Genomic DNA, 22,399 nt, shown 5'->3' with positions numbered 1-22,399 from the left:
TTGGACCACCAGGAGCTGCGGGGGCGCGTCCGCGCCCTGCTCGACGCTCACGACCCCGCCACCACCGACCGCCTCGACTTCCTCCGGGCCCGCTTCGACGCCGGGCTGGCCTGGGTGCACTTCCCGGCCGGGCTCGGCGGCCTCGGCGCACCGCGCGCCCAGCAGGCCGTGGTCGACGCCGAGTTGACCGCCGCCGGGGCACCCGACAACGAACCGAGCCGGATCGGCATCGGTCTCGGCATGGCCGCCCCCACCATCCTGCGCTACGGCACCGCCGAGCAGCAGGCCCGCTTCCTGCGCCCGCTCTGGACGGGCGAGGAGGTCTGGTGCCAGCTCTTCAGCGAGCCCGGCGCCGGCTCCGACCTCGCCGCGCTCGGCACCCGCGCGGTGCTGGACGGCGACAGCTGGACGGTCGACGGCCAGAAGGTGTGGACCTCCAGTGCCCACACCGCCCGCTGGGCCATCCTGATCGCCCGCACCGACCCGGCGGTGCCCAAGCACAAGGGCATCACCTACTTCGTCTGCGACATGACCGACCCCGGGGTCGACGTCCGCCCGCTGCGGCAGATCACCGGCGAGGCCGAGTTCAACGAGGTGTTCCTGACCGGCGTCCGCATCCCCGACGCGCACCGGCTCGGCGCCGTCGGCGAGGGCTGGCAGGTCGCCCAGACCACGCTCAACAACGAACGGGTGGCGATCGGCGGCCAGGCCACCCCGCGCGAGGGCGGCATGGTCGGCATCGTCGCCGACACCTGGCGCCGACGGCCGGAGCTGCGCACCCACGAGCTCCACCAGCGCCTGCTGAAGAGCTGGACGGACGCCGAAGTCGCCCGGCTCACCGGCGAACGGCTGCGCCAGCAGCTCGCCCAGGGCCAGCCCGGCCCCGAGGGCGCCGCGATGAAGCTCGCCTTCGCCCGGCTCGCCCAGGAGTTGAGCGGCCTGGAGGTCGAACTCCTCGGCGAGGAGGGGCTGGCGTACGACGACTGGACGATGACCCGGCCGGAGACGGTCGACTTCACCGGCCGCGAGGCCGGGTACCGCTACCTGCGCGCCAAGGGCAACTCGATCGAGGGCGGCACCTCCGAGATCCTGCGCAACATCATCGCCGAACGGGTGCTGGGCCTGCCCGGCGAGCCGCGCACCGACAAGGACCTGCCCTGGAAGGACCTCCCCCGATGAGCTCACCCGATCTGCTGTACTCCGAGATCGAAGAGGAACTCCGCTCCAGCGTCCGGGCGTTGCTCACCCACCACTGCCCGCCGAGCGCGGTGCTGGCCCGCTGCGAGAGCGCCCAGCCGCACGATCCGGGCCTCTGGCACAGCCTGGCGGGCCGGCTGGGTGTGGCCGGTCTCCAGGTGCCGGAGGAGTACGGCGGGGCGGGGGCGAGCCTGCGGGAGACGGCGGTGGTGCTCGAAGAGCTCGGGCGCAGCGTCGCCCCGGTGCCCTTCCTCGGCAGCGCGGTGCTCGCGACCACGGCGCTGCTCGGCTGCGGCGCGGTCGAGTTGCTGCCCGCGCTGGCCGACGGCAGCCGGACGGCGGTGCTGGCCGTACCGTTCTCCACACCACCGGGCGCGGCCCCCTTCGACACCAACCAGGTCAACGCCGACGGCACGTTGACCGGCCGGGTCACCTCGGTGGCCGACGCCTCGGCGGCGGACCTGCTGGTGGTGCCGGCCGTCGGTCCGGACGGGCCGGGTCTCTACGCGGTGGAGGCGGCGGCCACCGGGGTCGGCGTGGCCCGCCGCACCTCGCTGGACCTGACCCGGCCGGTCTCCGACGTGACGCTGCAGGCCGCCCCCGCACGGAAGTTGGCCGGCTCGGAGACCGCCCCGGCCGCGCTGGAGCAGGCCCTGCTGACCGGCGCCGGGCTGCTCGCCTCCGAACAGCTGGGGGTGGCGGAGTGGTGTCTCGCCACCACCGTCGCCTACCTGAAGGACCGTCGGCAGTTCGCCCGCCAGCTCGGCTCCTTCCAGGCCCTGAAGCACCGCCTGGCCGATCTCTGGCTGGAGACGGTCGGCGCCAGGGCCGCCGCCCGGTACGCGGCGGACGCCCTGGCCACCGGGAGCGCCGACGCGGCGGTCGCGGTGGCGGTGGCCCAGGCCCACTGCGGCGCGCTGGCCGTACGGGCGGCGGAGGAGTGCGTCCAGCTGCACGGTGGCATCGGCATGACCTGGGAGCACCCCGCGCACCTCTACCTCAAGCGCGCCAAGGCCGATCAGATCGCCCTCGGCACCCCGGGCCACCACCGCGCCGCGCTGGCCCTGTTGGCAGACCTCCCAGGGCCGGTGAGTGCCGACCGCAGGGGGTGAAAGCCCGCTGAAAGCCGACGGTTGGCGGGCGCTGCCAGAGTGGCCGCGGCCGAACCGATCGGCTGCCTCCCCGGAGGCGTCACGGTGGCTCCGATCACCTCCAACGCCAGCTGACCGACGCCCTCCCGACCCGGCCTGACCCTGGCGCCCCACCGCCGGGGTCAGGCCGGAGCCGCCGCAGAGGGTGGCACCGGCAGCCGGTCATGGCGCGGCGTCCCAGCTCCGCAGGGTCCAGTCGAGCAGCCGGGTCAGCGCCGTCTGCCGAGCCTCGGCGGTCTCCTCGATCGCTACCCGTTCGGCGGCGTACGCCCGGAAGTGGCCCTGCGGGCCGTACCGGCCAGGGGTGGCCGACTGGAGGAGGTGCCGGGCGCGCAGCTCCCGCAGTGAGCGTTCGGCAGCCGTCGGCGTGCAGCCGAGCAGCGCGGCGACCGCCTCGGGGCCGAGATCGGGCCCGTCCCAGAGCCCGAGCATCCGCAGGGTGCGGGCCTCGGTGGCGGCGAGTCGCACGTAGTCGGCCTCGCAGGCGGTGCGTACGGCCCGGTCTTCGTGACACAGCTCGTCCAGCAGGCGGCCGTCCTCCGCCAGCCGCCGGGCCAGGGTCGCGATCGTCCAGCCCGGTTCGGCGGCCAGCCGGGACGCCGCGATCCGGATCGCCAGCGGGAGCCCGGCGCAGGCCCGCAACAGCCCGTCGGTCGCCACCGGGTCGGCGGCGACCGCCCGGGAGCCGACGAGGCGCTCCAACAGTGCTCGGGCCTCGGGCCGTTCGAGCAGGTCGAGGTCGATCCGGTCGGCGCCGTCGAGCCCGCACAGGCGGTTCCGGCTGGTGACGACCACCGCGCAGCCTGCTGCGCCGGGCAGCAGCGGCCGGATCTGCGCGGAGTCGGCAGCGTCGTCGAGCAGGACGAGCACCCGCCGGTCGGCGAGCAGGCTGCGGTACGCCACCGCGCGGGCCTCCTCGCCCGTCGGCACCGCCGCCGGGTCGGTGCCGAGGTCGACGAGGAACCGGGCGAGCAGCTCGGCCGGTGCGACGGCGGCGGGGCCGGGACCGGAGCCGCGCAGGTCGGCGTACAGCTGCCCGTCGGGGTAGCGGGCCCGGACGGCGTGCCCGAGGTGCACGGCCAGGCTGGTCTTGCCGACACCGCCGGTGCCGGTCACCGTCGCCAGTGCGGTCGCGCCGGGCGGTGCGGTGGCCGGCACGCACCGCGCGGCCAGCGCCGCCAGCTGCGCGACCCGGCCCGTGAAGTCGGCCAGGTCGAACGGGAGTTGGGACGGCACCCAGACCGGTGGCGGCACCAGTACGGGGCCGTCCGGCTCGGCGGCGCGGTGCAGGGTCGGGTCGCCCTCGAGCATCCGCTGGTGCAGCCGCCGGAGCGGCTCGCCGGGCTCGATGCCGAGCTCCTCCCGGAACCGGGCCTGGCCGGCCCGGTAGGCGGCGAGCGCCTCGGCGACCCGGCCGCACCGGTGCAGCGCCAGCATCGCCTGCGCCAACGGCCCCTCGCGCAGCGGGTGTTCTGCGGTCAGGGCGGCCGCCGCGTCGACGACCTCGTGGTGGCGGCCGAGTTCGAGGCCGGCCTCGATCCAGCCCTCCAGGGCCCGCAGCCGGGACTCCTCCAGCCGCTGCACCTCGTCCCGGTGCAGCGGGCCGTACGGCAGGTCGGTCAGCGGGCTGTCCCGCCAGAGCGCCAGCCCGGCGGCCAGCCGTGCCTCGGCCACCGCCCAGTCCCGCCGGGCCGCAGCCCGGCGCCCGGCGCAGAGCAGCGTGTCGAACCGGTGCAGATCCAGCTCCTCCGGGTCGAGTTGGAGCAGGTACCCGCCGGGCTGGGTCAGCAGTCGCGCCGTCCGGACCGGCTCCAGGCGCCGCCGCAGCCGGCTGACGTGCACCTGGAGCGCCGAACGGCAGTCCCGGGGCACCCGGCCGCCCTCCCAGACCCGGTCGGCGAGTTCACCGACCGGGACGGCCCGCCCGGCCCGGAACAGCAGCGCGGCGAGCACCGTCCCCATGGTGCCGCCGGGCGCGGCGACCGGCAGGCCGTCCGCTCGGATCACCAGCGGCCCGAGCACCCCGAACGAGATCACGATTCCCCCGAATCCTGGCCGACCGGGCGACTCGGGTGGGCGGTGAGCGTCAGCTCGTCCGCAGGTCGCCTGTGCCGTGCCGGGGGTGATCTTGCCCCGGCACGTGGTGTCCGGCCAGGGGTTCCCGCCGACCCGGACGACTCCGGACAGCCTCGGACGCTGCGGTCAGGAGCCGACGGTCAGGAGCTGGCGGTCAGGAGATGACGATGCGTCCGGTGGAGCGGCCGTCGGCGACGCGCTGGACGGCTCCGGCGGCTTCGGCGAACGGCAGTCGCTCGCTGACCAGCGGGCGGACGACGCCCTTGGCGGCGAGGGCGGTCAGTTCGGCGTGGGCCGCGTGGACGGCGGCCGGGTCCTTGGTGGCGTAGAGGCCCCAGTGCAGGCCCTGGATCGAGTAGTTCTTCACCAGGGCGTGGTTGAGTGCGGGTGCGGGGATCGCCCCGCCCGCGAAGCCGACCACCACGATCCGGCCCTCGAAGGCGATGCACTTGGTGGAGCCGGTGTAGGCGTCGCCGCCGACCGGGTCGAAGACGACGTCCGCGCCGCGCCCGCCGGTGGCCTCCTTGACGGCGGCCACGAAATCCCCGGCCCGCCGGTCGATCACCAGGTCGGCGCCCAGCTCCCGTGCCACGGCGGCCTTGTCCGCGCCACCGACGACACCGATCACCGTCGCCCCGGCCGCCTTGCCGAGCTGGACGGCGGCGCTGCCGACACCACCGGCCGCCGCGTGCACGAGCAGGGTCTCCCCCGGCCGCAGCGCCGCCCGCCGGTGCAGGGCGAACCACGCGGTCTGGTAGCCGATGTGCAGCGCCGCCGCCTCCGCGTCGTCCAGCGCCGGGGGTGCGGGGAAGACGCCTGCGGCGTCCATCAGCGCGTACTCGGCGAAGGCCCCGGCGGGCAGCAGCGCGTTGCCGATGACCCGCTGCCCGTCGACCTCGCCGCACAGCTCCAGCCCCGGCGTGAACGGCAGCGGCGGCCGGTTCTGGTACTGGCCCCGGCAGATCAGCGCGTCGGGGAAGTTGACGGCTGCGGCGCGGACCTTCACCAGCACCTGCCCTTCGGCGGGCTCGGGCCGTGGCGCGTCGGGGTTCAGGGCCATCACCTCGCGCGGCTCACCGAGCGCCGAGACCTGCCATGCCTTCATCGCTTTCCGTCCTTCTGCTCGATGGCCTGCTGGAGGCGGTTCATGCCGTCCAGCCAGCGGTCGGGGGTGGAGGCGCGGGCGACGTAGTAGGCGGCCACCTCGGCGTGCGGGAGGATCAGGAACTCCTCGGCGGCGACGGCCCGGAGAGCCTCCCGGGCGACCTCCTCGGGCTCCAGCGCGGTCGGCGCGAGCAGGACGTCCCCCGCCGTTCCGGTGCCGGCCAGCATCCGGGTGCGGACACCCTGCGGGCAGAGCGCGTGCACCCGGACGCCCCGGTGGCGGTAGGTCGCGGAGAGCCACTCGGCGAAGGCGAGCGCGCCGTGCTTGGTGACGGCGTACGGCGCGGCGCCGAGCATGGTGAGCAGTCCGGCGGCGGAGACGGTGGCGAGGAAGCGGCCCTCGCCGCGCTCCAGCCAGTCGGGGAGCAGGAGTTCGGCGGCGCGGACGTGCGACATCACGTTGACGTCCCAGGCGGTGGCCCAGGCCGCCGGGCCGGCGTCGGCGCCGCCGCCGGTGGCGACCCCGGCGTTGGCGCAGTAGGTGTCGATCGCGCCGAGTTCGGTGCGGGCGAAGGCGATCAGCTCGGTGACGCCTTCGGTGGAGGCCGCGTCGCCGGGGGCGGCGAGGCCGCCGATCCGGGCGGCGACCCGGTGAGCGGCGTCGGCGTCGAGGTCGTTGACCACGACGCGCGCGCCCTCGGCCGCGTACGCCTCGGCGAGGGCGGCGCCGATGCCGTGCCCGGCGCCGGTCACCACCACGCGCTGACCGGCGAAGGTGCCGGTCACAGGCCACCGCCGAGCGTCACGCCGCCGTCGACGACCAGCGTCTGGCCGGTGATCCAGGAGGCGTCCTCGGAGAGCAGGAAGGCGACGGCGCCCGCGATGTCCTCCGGCAGGCCGAGCCGCTTCAGCGGGTACGCGCGGACGACCTTCTCCTCGCGGCCCTCGTAGAGCGCCTCGGCGAACTTGGTCTTGACGACGGCGGGCGCGACGGCGTTGACCCGGATGCCGGGGCCGAGATCGGCGGCGAGCTCCATGGTCAGCCGGATCAGGGCGGCCTTGCTCACCCCGTACAGACCGATGCCGGTCGAGGAGCGGATGCCCGCGACGGAGGCGACGTTGACCACCGAGCCGCCGTGCTCGCCCATCCAGGCGGCGTGGGCGCGGCGCGTCCAGGCCAGCGGAGCAAGGACGTTGACGGCGAGGATCTTGGCGGCGACGGCCGGGTCGGTCTCCAGCACGGGCCCGTACGCGGGGTTGATGCCGGTGTTGTTGACCAGCAGGTCGAGGCGGCCGAACGCCTCCATGGTGCGGGTGACGGCCTCCTCCTGGTGGGCGTCGTCGTCGGCCTTTCCCGCCACGGCGATCGCGTGGTCGGGGCCGCCGAGGTCGCGTACGGCATCGGCCAGGGCGTCGGCGCCCCGGGCGGTGATGCAGACCTTGGCACCGCGCTCGACCAGCTCGCGCGCGATGCCGAGGCCGATGCCCCGGCTAGCTCCGGTGACCACGGCCACCTTGCCCTTGAACGAAGGCGTCATCGCCCGATCCTCTCGACAGCCCGACAGCCCGACAGCTCGGGCTCGACAACGTACTGACTAAGCGCTTGCTTAGCATGTTGCCGCCGAGCCACACTGTCAACAGTCCGGGGTCGACAGTCCGGGCCGGCCGCTCCAACCGGGCCGCCGCCCCCCATCTGCGAGGATTACCGCATGAGTGACCAAGCAGCAGCCGCCCTCTGGCCCGAACGCACCACCGAGCCACCGGCCGAGCGCACCGAGGCCGCCCGACGCCTGCTGCTGGCCGCCGTCGACTCCTTCGCCCGGCGCGGCTACCACGCCACCACCACCCGGGACATCGCCACGGCCGCCGGGATGAGCCCCGCCGCGCTCTACATCCACTACCCCTCGAAGGCCGCCCTGCTCTCCGAGATCAGCCGCACCGGCCACCAGGCGACGCTTGAGCTGGTCGAGGCCGCCGCAGCACTCAGCCCGGCCGGACCGGCCGAGCGGATGCGGCGCCTGGTCGAGGACTTCACCTGCTGGCACGCCCGGGGCCACACCGTCGGCCGGATCGTCAACCACGAGCTGCACGCCCTCCCCGAGGAGGACTTCGCCGTCGTGGCCGAGCTGCGGCGGCGGATCGAGGACACCGTCCGCCGCCTGATCGAGGACGGCGTGGCCGCCGGCACCTTCGACGTCCCCGACGTCCGCACCGCTTCGCGGGCCGTGACCTCGCTCGGCATCGACGTCTCCCGCTGGTACAGCCCGCGCAGCAGCGAGAGCCCCGAGGAGCTCGGCCGCCGGTACGGAGTCCTCGTCCTGCGGATGCTCGGCGCCGCGCAGTAGCGCTACCGGTTGCAGGGACTACCGGCTGATCACCGAGAAGAAGCCGCCCTCGGCATCCCGCAGCCGGGCCACCCGCCCGTACGGGTTGTCGACTGGCGGCTCGGCCACCCCGCCGCCGAGGGAAAGGGCCCGCTTGACCGCGAGGTCGGTGTCGGCGACGGAGAAGAACACCTCCCAGTGCGGCGCGACCTCGGACGCCCGGCGCAGGGCCGCGACACTGCGGCCCTCCGAGCGCAGCACCACCCGCTCGTTCTCGTACCGCACCTCGAAGCGCCGTGGGTCCTGCCCGTCCCAGAGGAACACCTCGCCGTAGAACATCGCCGCCGCGAACGGGTCGGCGGTGCGCAACTCGATCCAGACCGGCGCCCCGGGTGAATCCACCCAGGTCGCGCTCCCGAGATCGCCCTCCCAGATGCCGAACGCCGCGCCGGCCGGGTCGGCGGCCAGGGCTAGCCGCCCGGCATCGAAGGCGAGCGGGCCGACCGCGAGGGTGCCGCCGCGCTCACGCACACGGTCGGCCGTCCCGTCCGCCGCGTCCGTCCCGAAGTAGGTCGTCCAGGCGACGGGCTGCTGCCAGCCCCCGGTCACCGCACCGATCCCCGCGACCTCGACCCCGTCGACCACCGCCCGCGCGTACGGCCCCCAGCGGTCCGGCCCCGCCTCGAAGTCCCACCCCAGCAGCGGCCCGTAGAAGCCCTTCGCGGCCTCCAGCTCCTGCGCCATCAGACTGACCCAGCACGGGGCCGCCGGCACGCAGCGCACCCTGACGCTCTGCTCACTCAACGGAGGCACTCCTTCCGGTCATGACTGCCCTCAGCCTAGGGCCTGTCTGCCAATTCGCGTCGGACCAGGCCGGGTCGTTCGGTGCGTGCGATCGGCGTGCGGCCGGGGCGCCCTTGTAGCGGAGCTACCAGGGTGTTCCGGCCGTGCGGCGAGCGTGCGCACCGGGCGGGCCGGACCCGGCGGGAATTGGCAGACAGGCCCTGAGCACAAACCGGTGCCCCTGGGGGCTCCGCCTCGCGCGCATGGTGGGTAGGAGCTGTGATGGGACGGCAAGCACGAGCGAGAGACGAGGAGCGGACGATGGACAGCGCGTACGTCGTCGTGGGTGCGGGCCTGGCCGGAGCGAAGGCCGTCGAGACGCTGCGGGAGGAGGGGTTCGACGGGCCGCTGATCCTGCTCGGCACGGAGCCGGAGCGGCCGTACGAGCGACCGCCGCTCTCCAAGGGCTACCTGCAGGGCAAGGCCGCCCGGGAGACGATATTCGTCCATCCGGCCGACTGGTACGCCGAGCACGCGGTGGACCTGCGGCCCGGCAGCACCGTCACCGCCGTCGACCCGGTCGAGCACACCGTGCGGATCGGCGACAGCGGCACCCTCGGCTTCGCGAAACTGCTGCTGGCCACCGGCGCCGAGCCGCGCCGCCTGCCGGTGCCCGGCGCCGAGCACGGCCTCTACCTGCGGACGGTCGGCGACAGCGAACGGATCAAGGCCGCCTTCCGGCCCGGCGCCCTGATCGCCGTGATCGGCGCGGGCTGGATCGGGCTGGAGACCGCCGCCGCCGCCCAGGCCGCCGGGGCGGACGTGACGGTGCTGGAGGCGGCCGAACTACCGCTGCTGCGGGTGCTCGGCCGCGAGGTGGCGCAGGTCTTCGCCGAGCTGCACCGGGCCCACGGGGTGAAACTGCGCTTCGGGGTGAAGGTCACCGAGCTGACCGAGCAGGGCGTGCGGCTCGGCGACGGCGAGCTGGTCGAGGCGGACGCCGTGATCGTCGGCGTCGGCATCACCCCCGCCACCGCACTCGCCGAGGCCGCCGGACTGTCGGTGCACGACGGCGTCCGCACCGACCGCCACCTGCGGACCTCCCACCCCGACATCTTCGCCGCAGGCGACGTCGCCAACGCCGACCACCCGCTCTTCGGCCGCCCCATCCGCGTCGAACACTGGGCCAACGCCCTGCACCAGCCCCGCACGGCGGCCCGCTCGATGCTCGGCCAGGAGGCGGTCTACGACCGCATCCCGTACTTCTTCACCGACCAGTTCGACCTCGGCATGGAGTACACCGGCTACGTCGAGCCCGGCGGCTACGACCAGGTCGTCCTGCGCGGCGACCCGGACGCCCGGGAGTTCATCGCCTTCTGGCTCGCCGACGGCCGGGTGCTGGCAGGCATGAACGTCAACATCTGGGACGTCACCGACCCGATCCGCGATCTCGTACGCTCCAGGCGCACCGTCGACCCCGCCAGGCTCAGCGACCCGGACGTGCCGCTCAGCGAGGTCTGACGGCACAGGGGGTCAGTCGCCCGGTGCGTCGTACTCCACGGTCCAGCCGGAGCCGAGCTCATCGGTCAGTTCCCGGGCCAGCCGACGGCCCTGCCCGGCCAGCCGGCGCTCCTCCTCCGGTGCCAGCCAGTACCGATTGTCGAACAGCTCATCAAACTCCGTGGACCAGGCGTACAACCGGTCGACCAGCTCGTCCGTCAGACCGAGCGCGACCACCGGGTCGTCCGGGGCGAAGTCCACCCCGTCCTGCTCACCACCCACGAACCGCACCGGGTAGCAACGGAATTCGAGCTTCAGCCGAACGGCACGCGAGCCGACCAACGGCTCGTGCGCGTACCGCCGCCAGTGAAAGCCACCGCAGTCCCAGCAGACAGAGTTCTCGACACCACGTACCTCGTCGCGGCAGAGCACCACCCAGGACGGCCCGAGTTCGGCCGCCACCCGGGAGGCCAGCTCGTACCCCCGCCGCGTGAACCTCCGGGCATCGTCAGGCGGATGCCCGGCTGCCCAGGCACGCAGGTCGTCGGCCAGCTCGGCGGACAGGAGCTGCGCGAGGTCCACCCCCGAGAGCTCGTCCCGGCCGTCCGGCTCAGGGTGGAGCGGGAGTTCCGCACCGTCAGCCCGGACCCGGAGAGCGCGCGGGGCACGGAAATCGGCAGCTGTCATACGAGGTTCGCTCCCAAGTGGGGCAGAGCCGTCAAAGGATGAGTGGGACATCCGCTGACATGACTTGTGAGAAGGCATCAGCGTTGGCGGCTGCTGTCCGTCACCTCATTGCTTGACCCATGTGATCTCAGGGCGGACCGTCGGAAGTCCCCAGGGCTCCAGGATGCCACTCACCAGGTCGGCCAGAAACTGAATCACCCCGCCGGTGTAGTGCCACCACCCTCCATTGCGTGAGGCAACGGTAACGATCCACTCCTGTGCCCCGGCAGGGTTGGTGGTCCACAGGAAGTAGTCACCCTGGTTGGAGGTGCCCCAGGGAAGCAGGCCGCCCGGTGCTGGATACAGGTACATCGGGACGTCCAAGTCGGCGTTCTCGCACCACTCGGCGATGATCTCCAGGTTTTCGTGGGCAGCCTGCACCCAGGCCACCTCGGCACCCGGCTCCGGAGCGCCGAGGTACATGAAGTCGCTCAGCGCGAACACCGGATAGAGCTCGCACAGTAGCCTGAAGTCAGCGGGAAGGACCACCCCCAGCTCGCTCTCCACCCGCGCCCAGTCGACATTTTTGGGCGTCGGCAGACGATGAGCCACAAGGCCAGGGAGCACTCGTTCGAGTTCCCTGACCGACTCGGCAGGGTCGGTCAGACGGCGGCGCGGTGCCTGGGTGCCAACGAAATCAGTCACGCGAGCAGGGTGCCACAGCAATCCGACATCACCACGTCCGCTCTGAATCCTTCGGCATAGCTGTCCAGAAGGCCGCTCCAGGCGATCTGTGGATCGGGCCAACCGGCAGGCACTCGCCGGTAGTGTGGGCTCGGGCCGTGACTGGCGCTGAGGTGGGGTACCACCGGGGAGCGGCCTGACGCATCGTCGATGCCGTGCGCCTGGGCACCTTCGTTGTGGAGCTCAGGAGTGGCACGTGGTGGAGATGCAGCAGGCGCGGCTGATGGACGGTACGGACCTTGCCCGCCGAATCACCGAGAACAGTGCGGCAGTTGCGGAGGACATCCATCGGCGCACCGGAGTCTCTCCGTGTCTGGCGACCGTACTCGTGGGAGAGGACCCGGCCTCGGTCACGTACGTCCGGATGAAGCAGGCCCGGTGCGCGAAGGCAGGCATCCGCTCGCGGCACGTAACCCTGCCCGCCTCGGTGAGCACCGACGGCCTGTTCGAGGCCGTCACCGCACTGTCCGAGGATCCGGCCGTGCACGGCATCCTGCTGCAGCACCCGGTGGGGGCGCACATCGACGAGCGTGCCGCCTTCGAGGCGATCTCCCCGGGCAAGGACGTCGACGGGGTCACCATGCACTCCTTCGCGGCGATGGGGTTCGGCCTTCCCGGCTTCGTCTCCTGCACGCCCGGAGGGATCATGCGCCTGTTGGACGAGTACGACGTCGACCTCACCGGCAAGCACGCCGTCGTGGTCGGACGCAGCCCCATCCTGGGCAAGCCCGTCGGCATGCTCCTGCTCGGGCGGGACGCCACGGTGACCTACTGCCACTCCCGTACCGTCGATCTGCCCTCGATCGTGCGCGAGGCCGACATCCTGATCGCCGCGGTCGGGCGGCCGCGCTTCATCAAGGGCGCAGACATCAAGCCCGGTGCCGTGGTGATCGACGCGGGCTACAACCCGGGGAACGTCGGCGATGTCGACTTCGACACCGCCCGGCACCGGGCAAGCCTGATCACTCCCGTCCCGGGCGGTGTCGGCCCCATGACCATCGCCGTCCTCCTCGCGCAGACGGTCGACGCGGCGGCACGTCAGCTCGTCCGCCCCTGACCCAGGAGCTCCACCTGACCCCACTGACCGAAAGTGCTGCTGACATGCGACCCGCCCTCTTCACCGTCGACCTCCCCGGCCCGGGACGGCTGAGCACGATGGCCAGACCCCGTGGCAACGACTGGCTCGAAGGCGAAATGGCCGCGCTGAGGAACTGCGGAGTCGACGTCCTGGTCTGTGCGCTCACCGAGGCCGAGCTCGCTGAGCTCGGCCTCGCAGACGAACCCCGGACAGCCGCAGCAGCCGGGTTGCAGTTCGTCGCGATACCCATCCCCGACTTCACCGTCCCCGACCTCACCACGATCCTGCCCACCCTGCGCCGGCTCGCCGAGCAATTGCGCGGAGGCGCACACGTCGTCACCCACTGCCGCGCCGGCATCGGACGCTCGTCCCTCCTGGCGGCCGCACTCCTCATCCTCAACGGTGCCGATCCCGACACCGCCTGGAAGCAGATCGAACGAGCTCGCGGACTCGCCGTCCCGGACACCGCCGAGCAGCGGGAGTGGACGATGGAACTGCTCGGATAGGCATGCCGTTGGCAAGGCCCGTCGAAGGCTACGTGCCCTCTCGGGCTCGGCGGTCCAGGAGTTCGATCAGTCCGGTCTCCGAGCGTAGGAGCCGCTCCCGATGCTCACGGGGAAAGGACGCGAGGGCGTCGACAAGAACTCGCCTCCGTGGGACGTGGACCATGCCGCCGGAGTAGATCCTGCATCCGGAGCACCAGACCAGCCCGACGCAGCGCTCGTAACTGGAGGACTCGGGCGGATGAAAGCGGTACTGGTACGACTGGACCGGCGTCCCGCAGACGGCGCAGATCCGGTGCTCACCACCGGGCACGGACCACCCGGTCCCGATCTTGCGCCAGTGCTGCCGCCCGGCCGGTGCTCTTCAAGTCGTCATGCAGCGCATTCTTTCTCACTACGCGTCGCTCGGCGTCAACAGTGCTGCATGCATCAGCTACGAGCGCTCCGTGAGCAACCCCGCCAGGTGGTCCACGAATTCGGTGAGCCAGTGCAGTCGTGGCCCGCTGCGGGCGACCCGGAATCCGTGACGGCGGGCGTGGAACGCGGCTTGGACGGCATGGAACTGAGCCCATCGCTGGACGCGTTCGCGATCGAGTTCCGCAGCCTCGGCGAAGGTGTCCAGCGTGCGGTGGACAGCCCTGTGCAGGTCGTCAGCTTCGAGGAGTGCCGGCGCGCGGGACTTCAGCAGCGTGCCGCCGTCGTAAGCGGGGTCCCCCGCGTACCCCTTGGGGTCGACAGCCAGCCAGGGCTCACGCTCGGCGCGCAGGATGTTTCTGGCGTGGAGGTCACCGTGGACGAGGAAGTCCGGCTGGACGCTGCCCAACTCGCGCACAGTGGCCATCGCGGCGTCCACCGCGAACTTCGGCAGTGCGTGTGTCAGCTCCTCAGCGTCCCTCTGCAGCTCCTCCTCCCACGCGCCAACCTGCTCCCGCAACCGGGGCAGACCCGGCGGAGCGGGGATGGCCAGCCGGCGATTGATCCGCCCTGCGATCGTCGCGACCTCATCGCCGTCCTCGACATCCGCCAAGGTCGACGACCGGACCCGCTCGAGCAGCATCGCGAAGCGTTCGTCGTCGCGCTCGTGCAGCAGTACAGCGCCGCGCCCGCCCCAGGCCGCGAAGGCGTCCGGCTCGTGGACGTTGCCGGGATGCGGGAACGACACCTTCAGCACGCCGGCCCCCTCGGTCCGCCGTCGAACCGGGACGACAACCCCGACGCCCCCGTGCATCGTCTCGCCGTCCGGCACACATCCCCAGCGCACCAGCAGCTCGTCCACGATCCCGGGCAGCTCGTCGAGCCACGCCGATCCGGACTCTCCTTCACGCTCGACGGTGCTCCGCGCGAACTCGTCCGGTATCCCGACCATTCCAGCAACGTACGCGCCGATCCGACGCGACCACCAGTGGCGGAGTCCCGGCCGGGCTAGCGGGATCGATAGTCGTTGGCGGCGGGGGCGTTCTTCAGTTCGCCGTGGGCCTTGGTGAGCAGCTGCATCGCGAGTTCGTTGAGGGCGCGGGCGCCTGCCACCTCCTCGCCGACCCGGGGTTGCGGGTAGTCGGCGTGGTGCCGGGTGCTGAAGCCGTGGGCCCGCATCTCGGACCCGTCGGGAAGTCGGACCATGGCGGCCGCCTTCGTGCGGTCGCCCTCCTCCATGAACTCCAGCTCGACGTGCCACCCGACAAGCGTGTGCATCATGGCTGCCACCTCCATGGATTCTCCGAGGGACTCAGTCTCCAGCGTGCGCCGGGGGCGCGGGCTTTTCCACCGTGGCGTCGGCGGGTGTGCAGGCTTCACGGCCGGTGTCGTCGTGCACGACCCGGGCCGGGCGCTCCGGGCCGCCGGGGACGACGCGCTGGAGCCGGCCGCAGCGGGGGCAGATCAACGGGATGCGTGACATGGCGGCTCCTCCTCACTCTCAGTGTGCTCCTCGCCCGACATCCGACGGCAAATATGAACGCGTTCAGTTTTGCCGTAGAGTCCACCCGTGAAGCTTTTGAACGCGTTCAATAGGGGAGCTCGGCAGCCATGACCACGCTCGTCAACCTCATCGTGATGCTCGGTATGTGGGCCGCCCTCCCACTCGGCCTCCCGCTGCTCGGCGACCCCGGCGCGGACCGGCTCGCCCGGGTCTGGCCGCTCGCAGCCGTCCCCGGCTCGGTCGCGCTCTGGCTGCCCCGCGGCCCGGCCGCCACCGCCCTCGCCGCGGTATACGCCCTCGCCACGGTGGCCCTGGCGGCCCAGGCCCCCGTACGCCTGGCCCGGCGGCGCTCGCTCGCACCTGCCGAACTCGCCGTGCTCACCGCCCTGGCCGCGCCCTCCGTCGCCGGGCTCGCGCTCCTCGCCGAACGGTCCGGGCACCGGCTGTTCGGCTTCGACCTGGACATCCTGGCGCTCACCGTGCCGCACTTCCACTTCGCGGGCTTCACCGCCGCCCTGGTCGCCGGGCTGGTCTGCCGCGCCGAAGCCGGCCGCCACGCCGCACGCACCGCACGCACCGCACGCACCGCACGCGCCGCCGCGCTCAGCGTTCCGCTCGGCACCGGGCTGGTGCTGGCCGGGTACTTCGTCGACGACTGGGCGGAGCTGCTCGGCGCCGTCGTCCTCACCGCCGGCATGTGGCTGGTCGGGCTGCTCACCTGGCGCGAGCTGCGCCACCGGGCGCCGGACCGGCTGACTGGCGTCCTCCTGGCCGTCTCCTCCGCCGTGCTGCTGGTGACCATGCTGCTCGCCCTCTGGTGGGCGCTCGGCGAGGCCTCCGGCCTGACCCACCCGACCCTGACCTGGATGGCCGCCACCCACGGGCTCGGCAACGCGCTCGGCTTCGCCCTCTGCGGCTTGCTCGCCTGGCGGCGCCTCGGCGCCGCCCTCCCCAAGGAGATCCACGCATGACCACCCTCAGCTACCCCGAGCGCGGCGCCAGCACCGACCCCGCCGCCGCGCTCCCCGCCGGGTACAACCATCTCCGGCACCGCGTCCTGATCGGCCACGGCCGGGACGTCCTGGAGCGGGCCGGCGCCGCCGTCACCACCTTCCGGATGCACCGCGCCGCCGGGGTGGCCGTCCGCACCGAGGCCGACCGGGCCGAGCCCGGCGTCGCCGTGGAGTGCTCCATCGGCTTCGGCCCGTTCCGGCTCGCCGCCCCCTGCGAGGTCGTCTGGAGCACCTACGAGCCCGACCGGATCGGCTTCGCGTACGGCACCCGGACCGGGCACCCCGAGCACGGCGAGGAGTCCTTCATCGTGGAGCTCGACCCCCGCGACCTGGCCGTCTCGTTCACCGTCACCGCCTTCAGCCGCCCGGCCCGCTGGTACACCCGCCTCGCCGGGCCCGTCGTCCCCCTCTGCCAGCGCCTCTACGCCCACCACTGCGGCCGCACTCTCCGTCGGCTGGCGGCAAGCTGACCGCGTCCTACCCCGCCAGGCAGGGACCTCGAAAAGGACACGTTGGGCGTACGGGCTCCGGCCTGACGACTGCCCATCCGTACGCTCAGAGCCCTTCCGGTCCTGTGAGGAGTTCATCTTGGAGATCTTCCGCTTCAACCGCGCGGAGAGGGTCATCGACCGCTTCGACAGCGTGGGTGCCACCGCAGCCCCCGTCGCCACCGGCGGCGGGACGGTGCACGTGACCTGTCTGGTGATCGAGCCAGGCGGCACCCTCGGCACCCACCCTGCCCCGGTGGACCAGCTCTTTCTGGTGATCGCGGGTGAAGGGTGGGTAGCCGGCCCCGACGGTCGGCAGATGGCGATCTCAGCCGGTGACGGTGTCCGGTGGGAAGCTGACGAGGAGCACACCTGCGGCTCTGCTGTCGGCCTCACCGCCCTTGCTCTGGAGGGTTCGTCGCTGGACCTGTTCATCCCTCACGAGCACGAGCGCCACCGCCCGTCCTGACTGTGTCACCGGCCGGCTCGTGCCGTCAGGAGGTGGCGGGGACGGTGAGGAGGAGGCGATCGAGGGAGTCGAGGGTGCGGATCTCGAAGTGGTCGATGTCGCCAGGGTGGAGGGCGGCGCCGCCGGTGGTGGTGAGGGTGGCGTAGGTGGTGGCGGGGACGGACCAGGTGGTGACGGTCTGGCGGGTGCCCTGGGGGGAGACGGCCACCAGGTCGCAGGTGAGGGGGCCCTGGACGGTGCCGAGGGAGAGGGAGAGGGAGATCTGGCTGCCCCACGGCTTCGGGGAGACGCCAACGGTGGCCGAGGTGCCGCTGGCGGGGTTGGTGGCGGTGAACTGCTGGGCCACGGCGACCACGGCGGGGGTCGTGGCGGAGGTGAGGGCGAGGGTCGCCGCCGGGCCGCCGATGATCAGGGCGGCGGCGGCCGCGACCAGGGTGAGGCGGCGGCGGTGGGTGCGGCGGCGGGTGGCCGTCACCTCGGTGACCAGGCGGTCGAGCAGGTGCGGGTCGGGCTGAGGGGCCAGGGCGGGCGGGCCGGCGGCCAGCAGCTCGCCCAAGATGGCCTCCACCGGGGCGAGTTCGCCGAGCTCGGTGGTGCAGTCGGGGCAGTCGGCGAGGTGGGCCTCGAAGGCGGCGCGGTCGGCGGGTTCGAGCACGCCGAGGACGTACCCGCCGAGGTCGGCGTGCGGGCCGTACGGGCCGTACGGGGGCCGGGGGTCGTCGGGGGGGCCGGGAGCCTGGGGCGAGGTCACGATGTCACTCCTCGTTCCTCCAGTGCGATCTTCAGGGCGCGCAGTGCGTAGAAGGTCCGCGATCTGACCGTGCCCGCCGGGATGCCCAGCCGGGCGGCCGCCTCGTTGACCGTACACCCCTTGAAATAGGTCTCGACCAGCACCTCGCGGTGCGCGTCGGTCAGGTCGTCCAGCGCCTCGGAGATGGTCATCAGGCGCAGTGCGCGGTCGATTTCGTCGGCGGCGGGCAGCAACTCCAGTGGGGTGTCGGGGACTTCGTGCGGCCGGGCGAGACTGCTGCGGTGGCCGTCGATCACGATCCGGCGCGCGACGGTGACCAGCCAGGGGCGCAGGGACGGGGCAGTGGTGTCGAGTTGGTGGATGTGGCGCCAGGCCCGGAGCAGTGTCTCCTGCACGACGTCCTCGGCCCGCTGCCGGTCACCGGCGACGAGCCGGAGCACGAAGCCGAGCAGCGGGCCCGCGTGGTCGCGGTAGAGGGCACGCATCAGCTCCTCGTCCGGCGCCGCGCCGGACTGCCGCCCGGCACCACCGCCGGGGCCGGTGAAGCGATGCTCGGTCACGGCGCCATCCTTGCGCACGCGCACCTCCAGGTCGAGACGGGCAGCTCAGGGCAGTAATGGGCTACGGGTCAGTAGCCGTAACCGCCCGTGGTCGACGGAGTGGCGGGAGCGGCAGTGGCAGCGGCCTTCTGGCCGGTCGGCGTCACGGCGAACCAGATGCCGCCGAAGCCCTGGCCCTTGGTGTCGCCGGGCTTGGTGTCCGGGGTGTAGCGGTAGAGCGGCCACCCGGCGAGGGTCAGCTGCTTGCTGCCGTCGGCCCTGGTCACGGAGCCGACCTGCGACTGGTCGACGCCCTGGACCTGCTGGTTCGCCGCCACCAGGGCGGGCGGCCAGAGCGCGGCGCAGGAGCCGTTGCAGTTCGAGGCGGAGGGGCTCGCCGTGTCGTGGTCGAAGCGGTAGAGGGTCATGCCGTTCCCGTCGGTGACGATCGTCCCGAGCTGGGCCGAGGCGGCCGTCTTCAGGACGGTCTGGCCCACCGGAGCCGCCGGCGTGGACGGGGAAGCCGGTGTGGCCGGCGCGGTCGACGTGGACGACGTGGACGGGGCGGACGGGGCCGCAGGGCTGACGGGTGTGGCTGCGGTGCCGGACGACGAGCCGCTGGAGCCGCAGCCCGTCACGAGTGCGGCGACGGCGGCCCCGGCGGCGACGAGCAACCCGGCGCGGTGGAAGGTGGGCATGGTCGATCCCCCAACTGGCCTGGTCGGCCGAAGCGGTGGGCGCGCTCGCCGCGCCCTCTCCCACCGGTACGGACGGGAGCTGCGAAGTGCTCAACGGCCCGGCCGGCCGACTTGCGGAATAGCGCGGCGGGCTCGGGGGTTGACGCGGATCGTACGAGGACGTCCGGGGTTTCCGGTTTCGAGAGGACAGGTATTCCGCTATGAGCACCGTCGAGCTGACCACGGCGAACTTCGACGAGGTCGTGCCGGGCCCGGAGGGCAAGCAGTTCGTCTTCCTCGACTTCTGGGCGGGCTGGTGCGGGCCGTGCATGCGCTTCGCCCCGGTCTACGAGAAGGCCGCCGAACGGCACCCCGACCTGGTCTTCGGCAAGGTCGACACGGAGGCGCAGCAGGAGCTCGCAGCGGCATTCGGTATCCAGTCGATCCCGACCCTGGCGATCATCCGTGAGGGCGTGATGATCTTCTCGCAGGCCGGTGCGCTGCCGGAGGCCGCGCTGGAGGACCTGATCGGCCAGGCCCGCAAGCTCGACATGGCCGAGGTGCACGCGAAGGTGAAGGCCGAGGCTGAGGCCGGGGCCAAGTAGGCCAAGTAGCCCGACCACGTACGGCCCCAGGGGCGCGGGGGTCGCCCCGCGCCCCTGTTGGTTGCCGTCAGCCGAGCCCGTTGAGGAGGAGGCGGAGGGCCAGTTCGAAGCCGCGTTCGTCGAGTGAGCCGCCTCGGGCGGCGGAGGCTTCGAGGGCGCCGGCGAGGGCGGGGTAGCCGGGGCGGTACTCGGGGGTGGGGCGGGTGAAGCCGGCGGTGAAGGTCTCCAGGGCGGAGCCGAGGACGAGGTAGTCGAGGGCGGCGGCGGCCTCCGCCGCGTCGGCGGGGTCGAGCCCGGCCCGGCCGAGGGCGCCGAGCAGGGCGTCGTACCCGAGGAGTTGGCGTTCGGCGCCGACGCGGCGGCGGGCCAGCAGGGCGATGGTGTTGGGGTGCCGCAGGAAGGCGGCTCGGTAGCCGCGTGCGTACGCGGCCAGGCTCTCGCGCCAGGCCAGAGCGGAGTCGGGGGCGAGCGGGGCGAGGTCGATCTCGGCGTTGACGAGTTCGGCGAGCCCGTCGAGGAGTTCGTCCTTGCCGCTGACGTGGTTGTAGAGCGAGGCGGCCTTGACTCCGAGGCGGTCGGCGAGGGCCCGCATGGTGAGGCCGTCGGAGCCGAGTTCGTCGACCACGTCGAGGGCGGCCCTGGCGATGAGCTCCCTGCTCAGCAGTGCCCTGCTCGGTCGCCCCACGGCCCTGCCCCTTCGCCCTGCGCCGTCGCCCCGCGCCGTTGCCCCGCGCCTCTTCGCCGCCTCCGCGACCCACGTCACGTTACGGCATGTGCTGTGCGACGAACGCCCACCCGTGCTCCCCTGTGCTCGGGTGGGCGGGGAGGTTCTACCGTTCACCCATGAGCATGGAAACCACAGCCTGGATGCAACTGCACAGCGTCATGAACGCGCAGCAGGACAGCCGCCCCTTCACCCGCGCGACTCTGCGCCGGATCGGCGCCTTCGCGCGCCCGCACCGCCGCCGTATCGCCCAGTTCGTACTGCTCAGCGTGGCGGGCGCGCTGCTCGCGGTGGCCACGCCGGTACTCGCCGGACGTGTCGTGGACGCCATCGTGTCGGGGAAGGACTCCGGCCTCGTCGTACGGCTCGCGCTGCTGATCGCGGTGATCGCGGTCGGCGAGGCCGCGCTCGGGCTGCTGAACCGCTTGCTGTCCGCGACGCTCGGCGAAGGACTCATCCTCGATCTGCGGACGGCGGTCTTCGACCACGTCCAGCGGATGCCCGTCGCCTTCTTCACCCGCACCCGCACCGGCGCGCTCGTCAGCCGCCTCAACAACGATGTGATCGGCGCGCAGCGGGCGTTCAGCAACACGCTCTCCGGGGTGGTCGGCAACATCGTGACGGTGCTGCTCACGCTCGCGGTCATGCTCACGCTGTCCTGGCAGATCACGCTGCTCGCGCTCGTCCTGCTGCCGGTGTTCGTCATCCCGGCCCGCCGCATGGGCACCCGGATGGCGGGGCTCCAGCGCGAGGCCGCGAACCTCAACGCCGCGATGGGTACCCGGATGACCGAACGGTTCTCCGCGCCCGGAGCGACCCTGGTGAAGCTGTTCGGGCGCCCCGACGACGAGTCGGTCGAGTTCGCGGCGCGAGCGCGCCGAGTGCGCGACATCGGCGTCCGCACGGCCATGGCGCAGTCGGCGTTCATCACCGCGCTCACCCTCGTCTCGGCGCTGGCGCTCGCACTCGTCTACGGCCTCGGCGGCTGGTTCGCGCTGGACGGAAGCCTGCAGGCCGGCGCCGTCGTCTCGCTCGCCCTGCTCCTCACCCGGCTGTACGCGCCGCTGACTTCGCTCGCCGGGGCCCGCGTGGAGGTCATGACCGCCCTGGTCTCCTTCGAGCGGGTCTTCGAAGTACTCGATCTGAAGCCGCTGATCGAGGAGAAGCCGGACGCCCGGCAGGTCCCCGACGGGCCCGTGTCCGTGGAGTTCGAGAACGTCCGCTTCGGCTACCCGTCCGCCGACAAGGTCTCCCTCGCCTCCCTCGAAGAGGTCGCGACGCTCGACACCCGGGGCGGCGCAGAAGTCCTGCACGGCATCTCCTTCCGTGCCGAACCCGGCCAGACCATCGCGCTCGTCGGCTCGTCCGGGGCGGGCAAGTCGACCATCGCGCAGCTGCTGCCGCGCCTGTACGACACCGACGAGGGCGCCGTCCGCATCGGCGGCACAGACGTACGCGACGTGACGCACGCGTCCCTGACCGGGGCGCTGGGCATGGTCACCCAGGACGGGCACCTCTTCCACGACTCCGTCCGCGCCAACCTGCTGCTCGCCCGGCCCGAGGCCGGCGAGGACGAACTGTGGGACGTGCTGCGCCGGGCCAGACTCGAAGACCTCGTGCGTTCGCTGCCCGACGGGCTCGACACCGTGGTCGGCGAGCGCGGCTACCGGCTCTCCGGCGGCGAGCGCCAGCGCATGACCATCGCCCGGCTCCTCCTCGCCCGCCAGCGCGTCGTCATCCTCGACGAGGCCACCGCCCATCTGGACAGCACCTCCGAGGCGGCCGTCCAGGAGGCCCTCGCGGAGGCACTGGACGGCCGCACCGCCATCGTCATCGCCCACCGGCTCTCCACCATCCACGCCGCCGACCAGATCCTCGTCGTCGAGGGCGGGCACATCGTCGAACGCGGCACCCACGACGAGCTGCTCGCCGAAGCCGGGCGGTACGCGGAGCTGTACCGCACCCAGTTCAGCAAGCCGGGCCACCCGGTGACCCGGACCGCGGAGGGCGCCGAGGCGGTGGCATAACCGGGCGGGGTGCCGGATCCGGATCCGGCACCCTGCACTGATCGCCACCGGCTCGGCCCTGC

Annotated in this window: 25 protein-coding genes and 1 riboswitch; of the genes, 11 read left to right on the top strand and 14 right to left on the bottom strand. The window is 72.8% G+C overall.

Going from position 1 to position 22,399, the window contains the following annotated elements; translation table 11 throughout:
* Together ACR68M_RS27635 and ACR68M_RS27630 are read left to right on the top strand one after the other, a co-directional pair.
* Positions 1-1,179: an acyl-CoA dehydrogenase family protein gene (locus ACR68M_RS27635; RefSeq protein WP_441246845.1), complete on the top strand. Its 1,179-nt coding sequence runs from the start codon at positions 1-3 to the stop codon at positions 1,177-1,179.
* The gene (locus ACR68M_RS27630) at positions 1,176-2,309 is read left to right on the top strand and encodes an acyl-CoA dehydrogenase family protein (RefSeq protein WP_441246844.1); all 1,134 of its coding nucleotides are present in this window, start codon (positions 1,176-1,178) and stop codon (positions 2,307-2,309) included. Before ACR68M_RS27635 ends, ACR68M_RS27630 begins: the two co-directional genes overlap by 4 nt.
* 201 nt (positions 2,310-2,510) lie before the next feature.
* On the opposite strand, the gene ACR68M_RS27625 is transcribed toward ACR68M_RS27630, so the two are convergent.
* From ACR68M_RS27625 to ACR68M_RS27610, 4 genes are all read right to left on the bottom strand, one after another.
* Positions 2,511-4,385 (bottom strand): BTAD domain-containing putative transcriptional regulator, encoded by a 1,875-nt coding sequence (locus ACR68M_RS27625; RefSeq protein ID WP_441246843.1) that lies wholly within the window; start codon positions 4,383-4,385, stop codon positions 2,511-2,513.
* Positions 4,386-4,578: 193 nt separating this feature from the next.
* A complete protein-coding gene (locus ACR68M_RS27620) occupies positions 4,579-5,529 on the bottom strand; it encodes an NADPH:quinone oxidoreductase family protein (RefSeq protein WP_441246842.1) in 951 nt (316 codons plus the stop codon).
* Positions 5,526-6,314: an SDR family NAD(P)-dependent oxidoreductase gene (locus ACR68M_RS27615; protein ID WP_441246841.1), complete on the bottom strand. Its 789-nt coding sequence runs from the start codon at positions 6,312-6,314 to the stop codon at positions 5,526-5,528. Before ACR68M_RS27615 ends, ACR68M_RS27620 begins: the two co-directional genes overlap by 4 nt.
* Positions 6,311-7,066, bottom strand: coding sequence for an SDR family oxidoreductase (locus ACR68M_RS27610; RefSeq protein WP_441246840.1), 756 nt, complete (start codon positions 7,064-7,066; stop codon positions 6,311-6,313). Before ACR68M_RS27610 ends, ACR68M_RS27615 begins: the two co-directional genes overlap by 4 nt.
* A gap of 171 nt (positions 7,067-7,237) precedes the next feature.
* On the opposite strand from ACR68M_RS27610, the gene ACR68M_RS27605 reads away from it, so the two are divergent.
* Positions 7,238-7,873 (top strand): TetR/AcrR family transcriptional regulator, encoded by a 636-nt coding sequence (locus ACR68M_RS27605; protein ID WP_441246839.1) that lies wholly within the window; start codon positions 7,238-7,240, stop codon positions 7,871-7,873.
* 18 nt (positions 7,874-7,891) lie between these two features.
* Here the strand turns inward: ACR68M_RS27605 and ACR68M_RS27600 are convergent, their stop codons facing one another.
* Positions 7,892-8,656 (bottom strand): VOC family protein, encoded by a 765-nt coding sequence (locus tag ACR68M_RS27600; RefSeq protein WP_441246838.1) that lies wholly within the window; start codon positions 8,654-8,656, stop codon positions 7,892-7,894.
* A gap of 300 nt (positions 8,657-8,956) precedes the next feature.
* On the opposite strand from ACR68M_RS27600, the gene ACR68M_RS27595 reads away from it, so the two are divergent.
* Positions 8,957-10,156: an NAD(P)/FAD-dependent oxidoreductase gene (locus tag ACR68M_RS27595; protein WP_441246837.1), complete on the top strand. Its 1,200-nt coding sequence runs from the start codon at positions 8,957-8,959 to the stop codon at positions 10,154-10,156.
* A 12-nt stretch (positions 10,157-10,168) separates the two neighbouring features.
* Here the strand turns inward: ACR68M_RS27595 and ACR68M_RS27590 are convergent, their stop codons facing one another.
* Complete coding sequence (locus ACR68M_RS27590) at positions 10,169-10,822, bottom strand: hypothetical protein (RefSeq protein WP_441246836.1); 654 nt, start codon at positions 10,820-10,822, stop codon at positions 10,169-10,171.
* Between the two features lie 105 nt (positions 10,823-10,927).
* Entirely contained in the window at positions 10,928-11,506 is a 579-nt protein-coding gene (locus ACR68M_RS27585; protein WP_441246835.1) for an SMI1/KNR4 family protein, read from the bottom strand.
* Positions 11,507-11,633: 127 nt separating this feature from the next.
* Positions 11,634-11,719, top strand: a riboswitch (ZMP/ZTP riboswitch).
* Between the two features lie 31 nt (positions 11,720-11,750).
* Here ACR68M_RS27585 and ACR68M_RS27580 point away from each other — a divergent pair.
* On the top strand, positions 11,751-12,602 hold the full coding sequence (locus ACR68M_RS27580; protein ID WP_441251733.1) for a bifunctional 5,10-methylenetetrahydrofolate dehydrogenase/5,10-methenyltetrahydrofolate cyclohydrolase: 852 nt from the start codon (positions 11,751-11,753) through the stop codon (positions 12,600-12,602).
* 44 nt (positions 12,603-12,646) lie between these two features.
* Positions 12,647-13,129 (top strand): protein-tyrosine phosphatase family protein, encoded by a 483-nt coding sequence (locus tag ACR68M_RS27575; protein ID WP_441246834.1) that lies wholly within the window; start codon positions 12,647-12,649, stop codon positions 13,127-13,129.
* Between the two features lie 430 nt (positions 13,130-13,559).
* Here ACR68M_RS27575 and ACR68M_RS27570 read toward each other — a convergent pair whose 3' ends face one another.
* The 3 genes from ACR68M_RS27570 to ACR68M_RS27560 are packed head-to-tail and all read right to left on the bottom strand — an operon-like array spanning position 13,560 to position 15,023.
* Positions 13,560-14,492: an aminoglycoside phosphotransferase family protein gene (locus ACR68M_RS27570; RefSeq protein ID WP_441246833.1), complete on the bottom strand. Its 933-nt coding sequence runs from the start codon at positions 14,490-14,492 to the stop codon at positions 13,560-13,562.
* Between the two features lie 56 nt (positions 14,493-14,548).
* Positions 14,549-14,821, bottom strand: a complete 273-nt coding sequence (locus ACR68M_RS27565; RefSeq protein ID WP_441246832.1) for a DUF1876 domain-containing protein — start codon at positions 14,819-14,821, stop codon at positions 14,549-14,551.
* 31 nt (positions 14,822-14,852) lie between these two features.
* A complete protein-coding gene (locus ACR68M_RS27560) occupies positions 14,853-15,023 on the bottom strand; it encodes a hypothetical protein (protein ID WP_441246831.1) in 171 nt (56 codons plus the stop codon).
* A 128-nt stretch (positions 15,024-15,151) separates the two neighbouring features.
* On the opposite strand from ACR68M_RS27560, the gene ACR68M_RS27555 reads away from it, so the two are divergent.
* The 3 genes from ACR68M_RS27555 (at position 15,152) to ACR68M_RS27545 (ending at position 17,014) form a co-directional block, all read left to right on the top strand.
* Positions 15,152-16,015 carry a YndJ family protein gene (locus ACR68M_RS27555; protein WP_441246830.1) on the top strand — a complete coding sequence of 288 codons (864 nt, stop codon included), beginning with the start codon at positions 15,152-15,154 and terminating at the stop codon, positions 16,013-16,015.
* Positions 16,012-16,527, top strand: a complete 516-nt coding sequence (locus ACR68M_RS27550) for a DUF1990 family protein (RefSeq protein WP_441246829.1) — start codon at positions 16,012-16,014, stop codon at positions 16,525-16,527. The genes ACR68M_RS27555 and ACR68M_RS27550 overlap by 4 nt, the downstream gene beginning before the upstream one ends.
* A 118-nt stretch (positions 16,528-16,645) precedes the next feature.
* Complete coding sequence (locus ACR68M_RS27545) at positions 16,646-17,014, top strand: cupin domain-containing protein (RefSeq protein ID WP_441246828.1); 369 nt, start codon at positions 16,646-16,648, stop codon at positions 17,012-17,014.
* 25 nt (positions 17,015-17,039) lie between these two features.
* On the opposite strand, the gene ACR68M_RS27540 is transcribed toward ACR68M_RS27545, so the two are convergent.
* Genes ACR68M_RS27540 through ACR68M_RS27530 form a run of 3 tightly spaced genes read right to left on the bottom strand, consistent with a single transcriptional unit; the run spans position 17,040 to position 19,002 of the window.
* The gene (locus ACR68M_RS27540) at positions 17,040-17,765 is read right to left on the bottom strand and encodes an anti-sigma factor family protein (RefSeq protein ID WP_441246827.1); all 726 of its coding nucleotides are present in this window, start codon (positions 17,763-17,765) and stop codon (positions 17,040-17,042) included.
* Positions 17,762-18,343 carry a sigma-70 family RNA polymerase sigma factor gene (locus ACR68M_RS27535; RefSeq protein WP_441246826.1) on the bottom strand — a complete coding sequence of 194 codons (582 nt, stop codon included), beginning with the start codon at positions 18,341-18,343 and terminating at the stop codon, positions 17,762-17,764. The genes ACR68M_RS27540 and ACR68M_RS27535 overlap by 4 nt, the downstream gene beginning before the upstream one ends.
* Before the next feature lie 50 nt (positions 18,344-18,393).
* The gene (locus ACR68M_RS27530) at positions 18,394-19,002 is read right to left on the bottom strand and encodes a COG4315 family predicted lipoprotein (RefSeq protein ID WP_441246825.1); all 609 of its coding nucleotides are present in this window, start codon (positions 19,000-19,002) and stop codon (positions 18,394-18,396) included.
* Positions 19,003-19,202: 200 nt separating this feature from the next.
* On the opposite strand from ACR68M_RS27530, the gene ACR68M_RS27525 reads away from it, so the two are divergent.
* On the top strand, positions 19,203-19,586 hold the full coding sequence (locus ACR68M_RS27525) for a thioredoxin family protein (RefSeq protein WP_441246824.1): 384 nt from the start codon (positions 19,203-19,205) through the stop codon (positions 19,584-19,586).
* A gap of 67 nt (positions 19,587-19,653) precedes the next feature.
* Here ACR68M_RS27525 and ACR68M_RS27520 read toward each other — a convergent pair whose 3' ends face one another.
* The gene (locus ACR68M_RS27520) at positions 19,654-20,271 is read right to left on the bottom strand and encodes a TetR/AcrR family transcriptional regulator (protein ID WP_441246823.1); all 618 of its coding nucleotides are present in this window, start codon (positions 20,269-20,271) and stop codon (positions 19,654-19,656) included.
* 164 nt (positions 20,272-20,435) lie between these two features.
* On the opposite strand from ACR68M_RS27520, the gene ACR68M_RS27515 reads away from it, so the two are divergent.
* Positions 20,436-22,337: an ABC transporter ATP-binding protein gene (locus ACR68M_RS27515; RefSeq protein WP_441251732.1), complete on the top strand. Its 1,902-nt coding sequence runs from the start codon at positions 20,436-20,438 to the stop codon at positions 22,335-22,337.
* The last annotated feature ends 62 nt before the right edge of the window (positions 22,338-22,399 follow it).

The sequence above is a fragment of the Kitasatospora sp. McL0602 genome, from assembly GCF_052076145.1.
GTDB lineage: Bacteria > Actinomycetota > Actinomycetes > Streptomycetales > Streptomycetaceae > Kitasatospora.
Note: the sequence above shows the minus strand (reverse complement) of the source record. Positions and strands in the feature narration are given on the sequence as shown.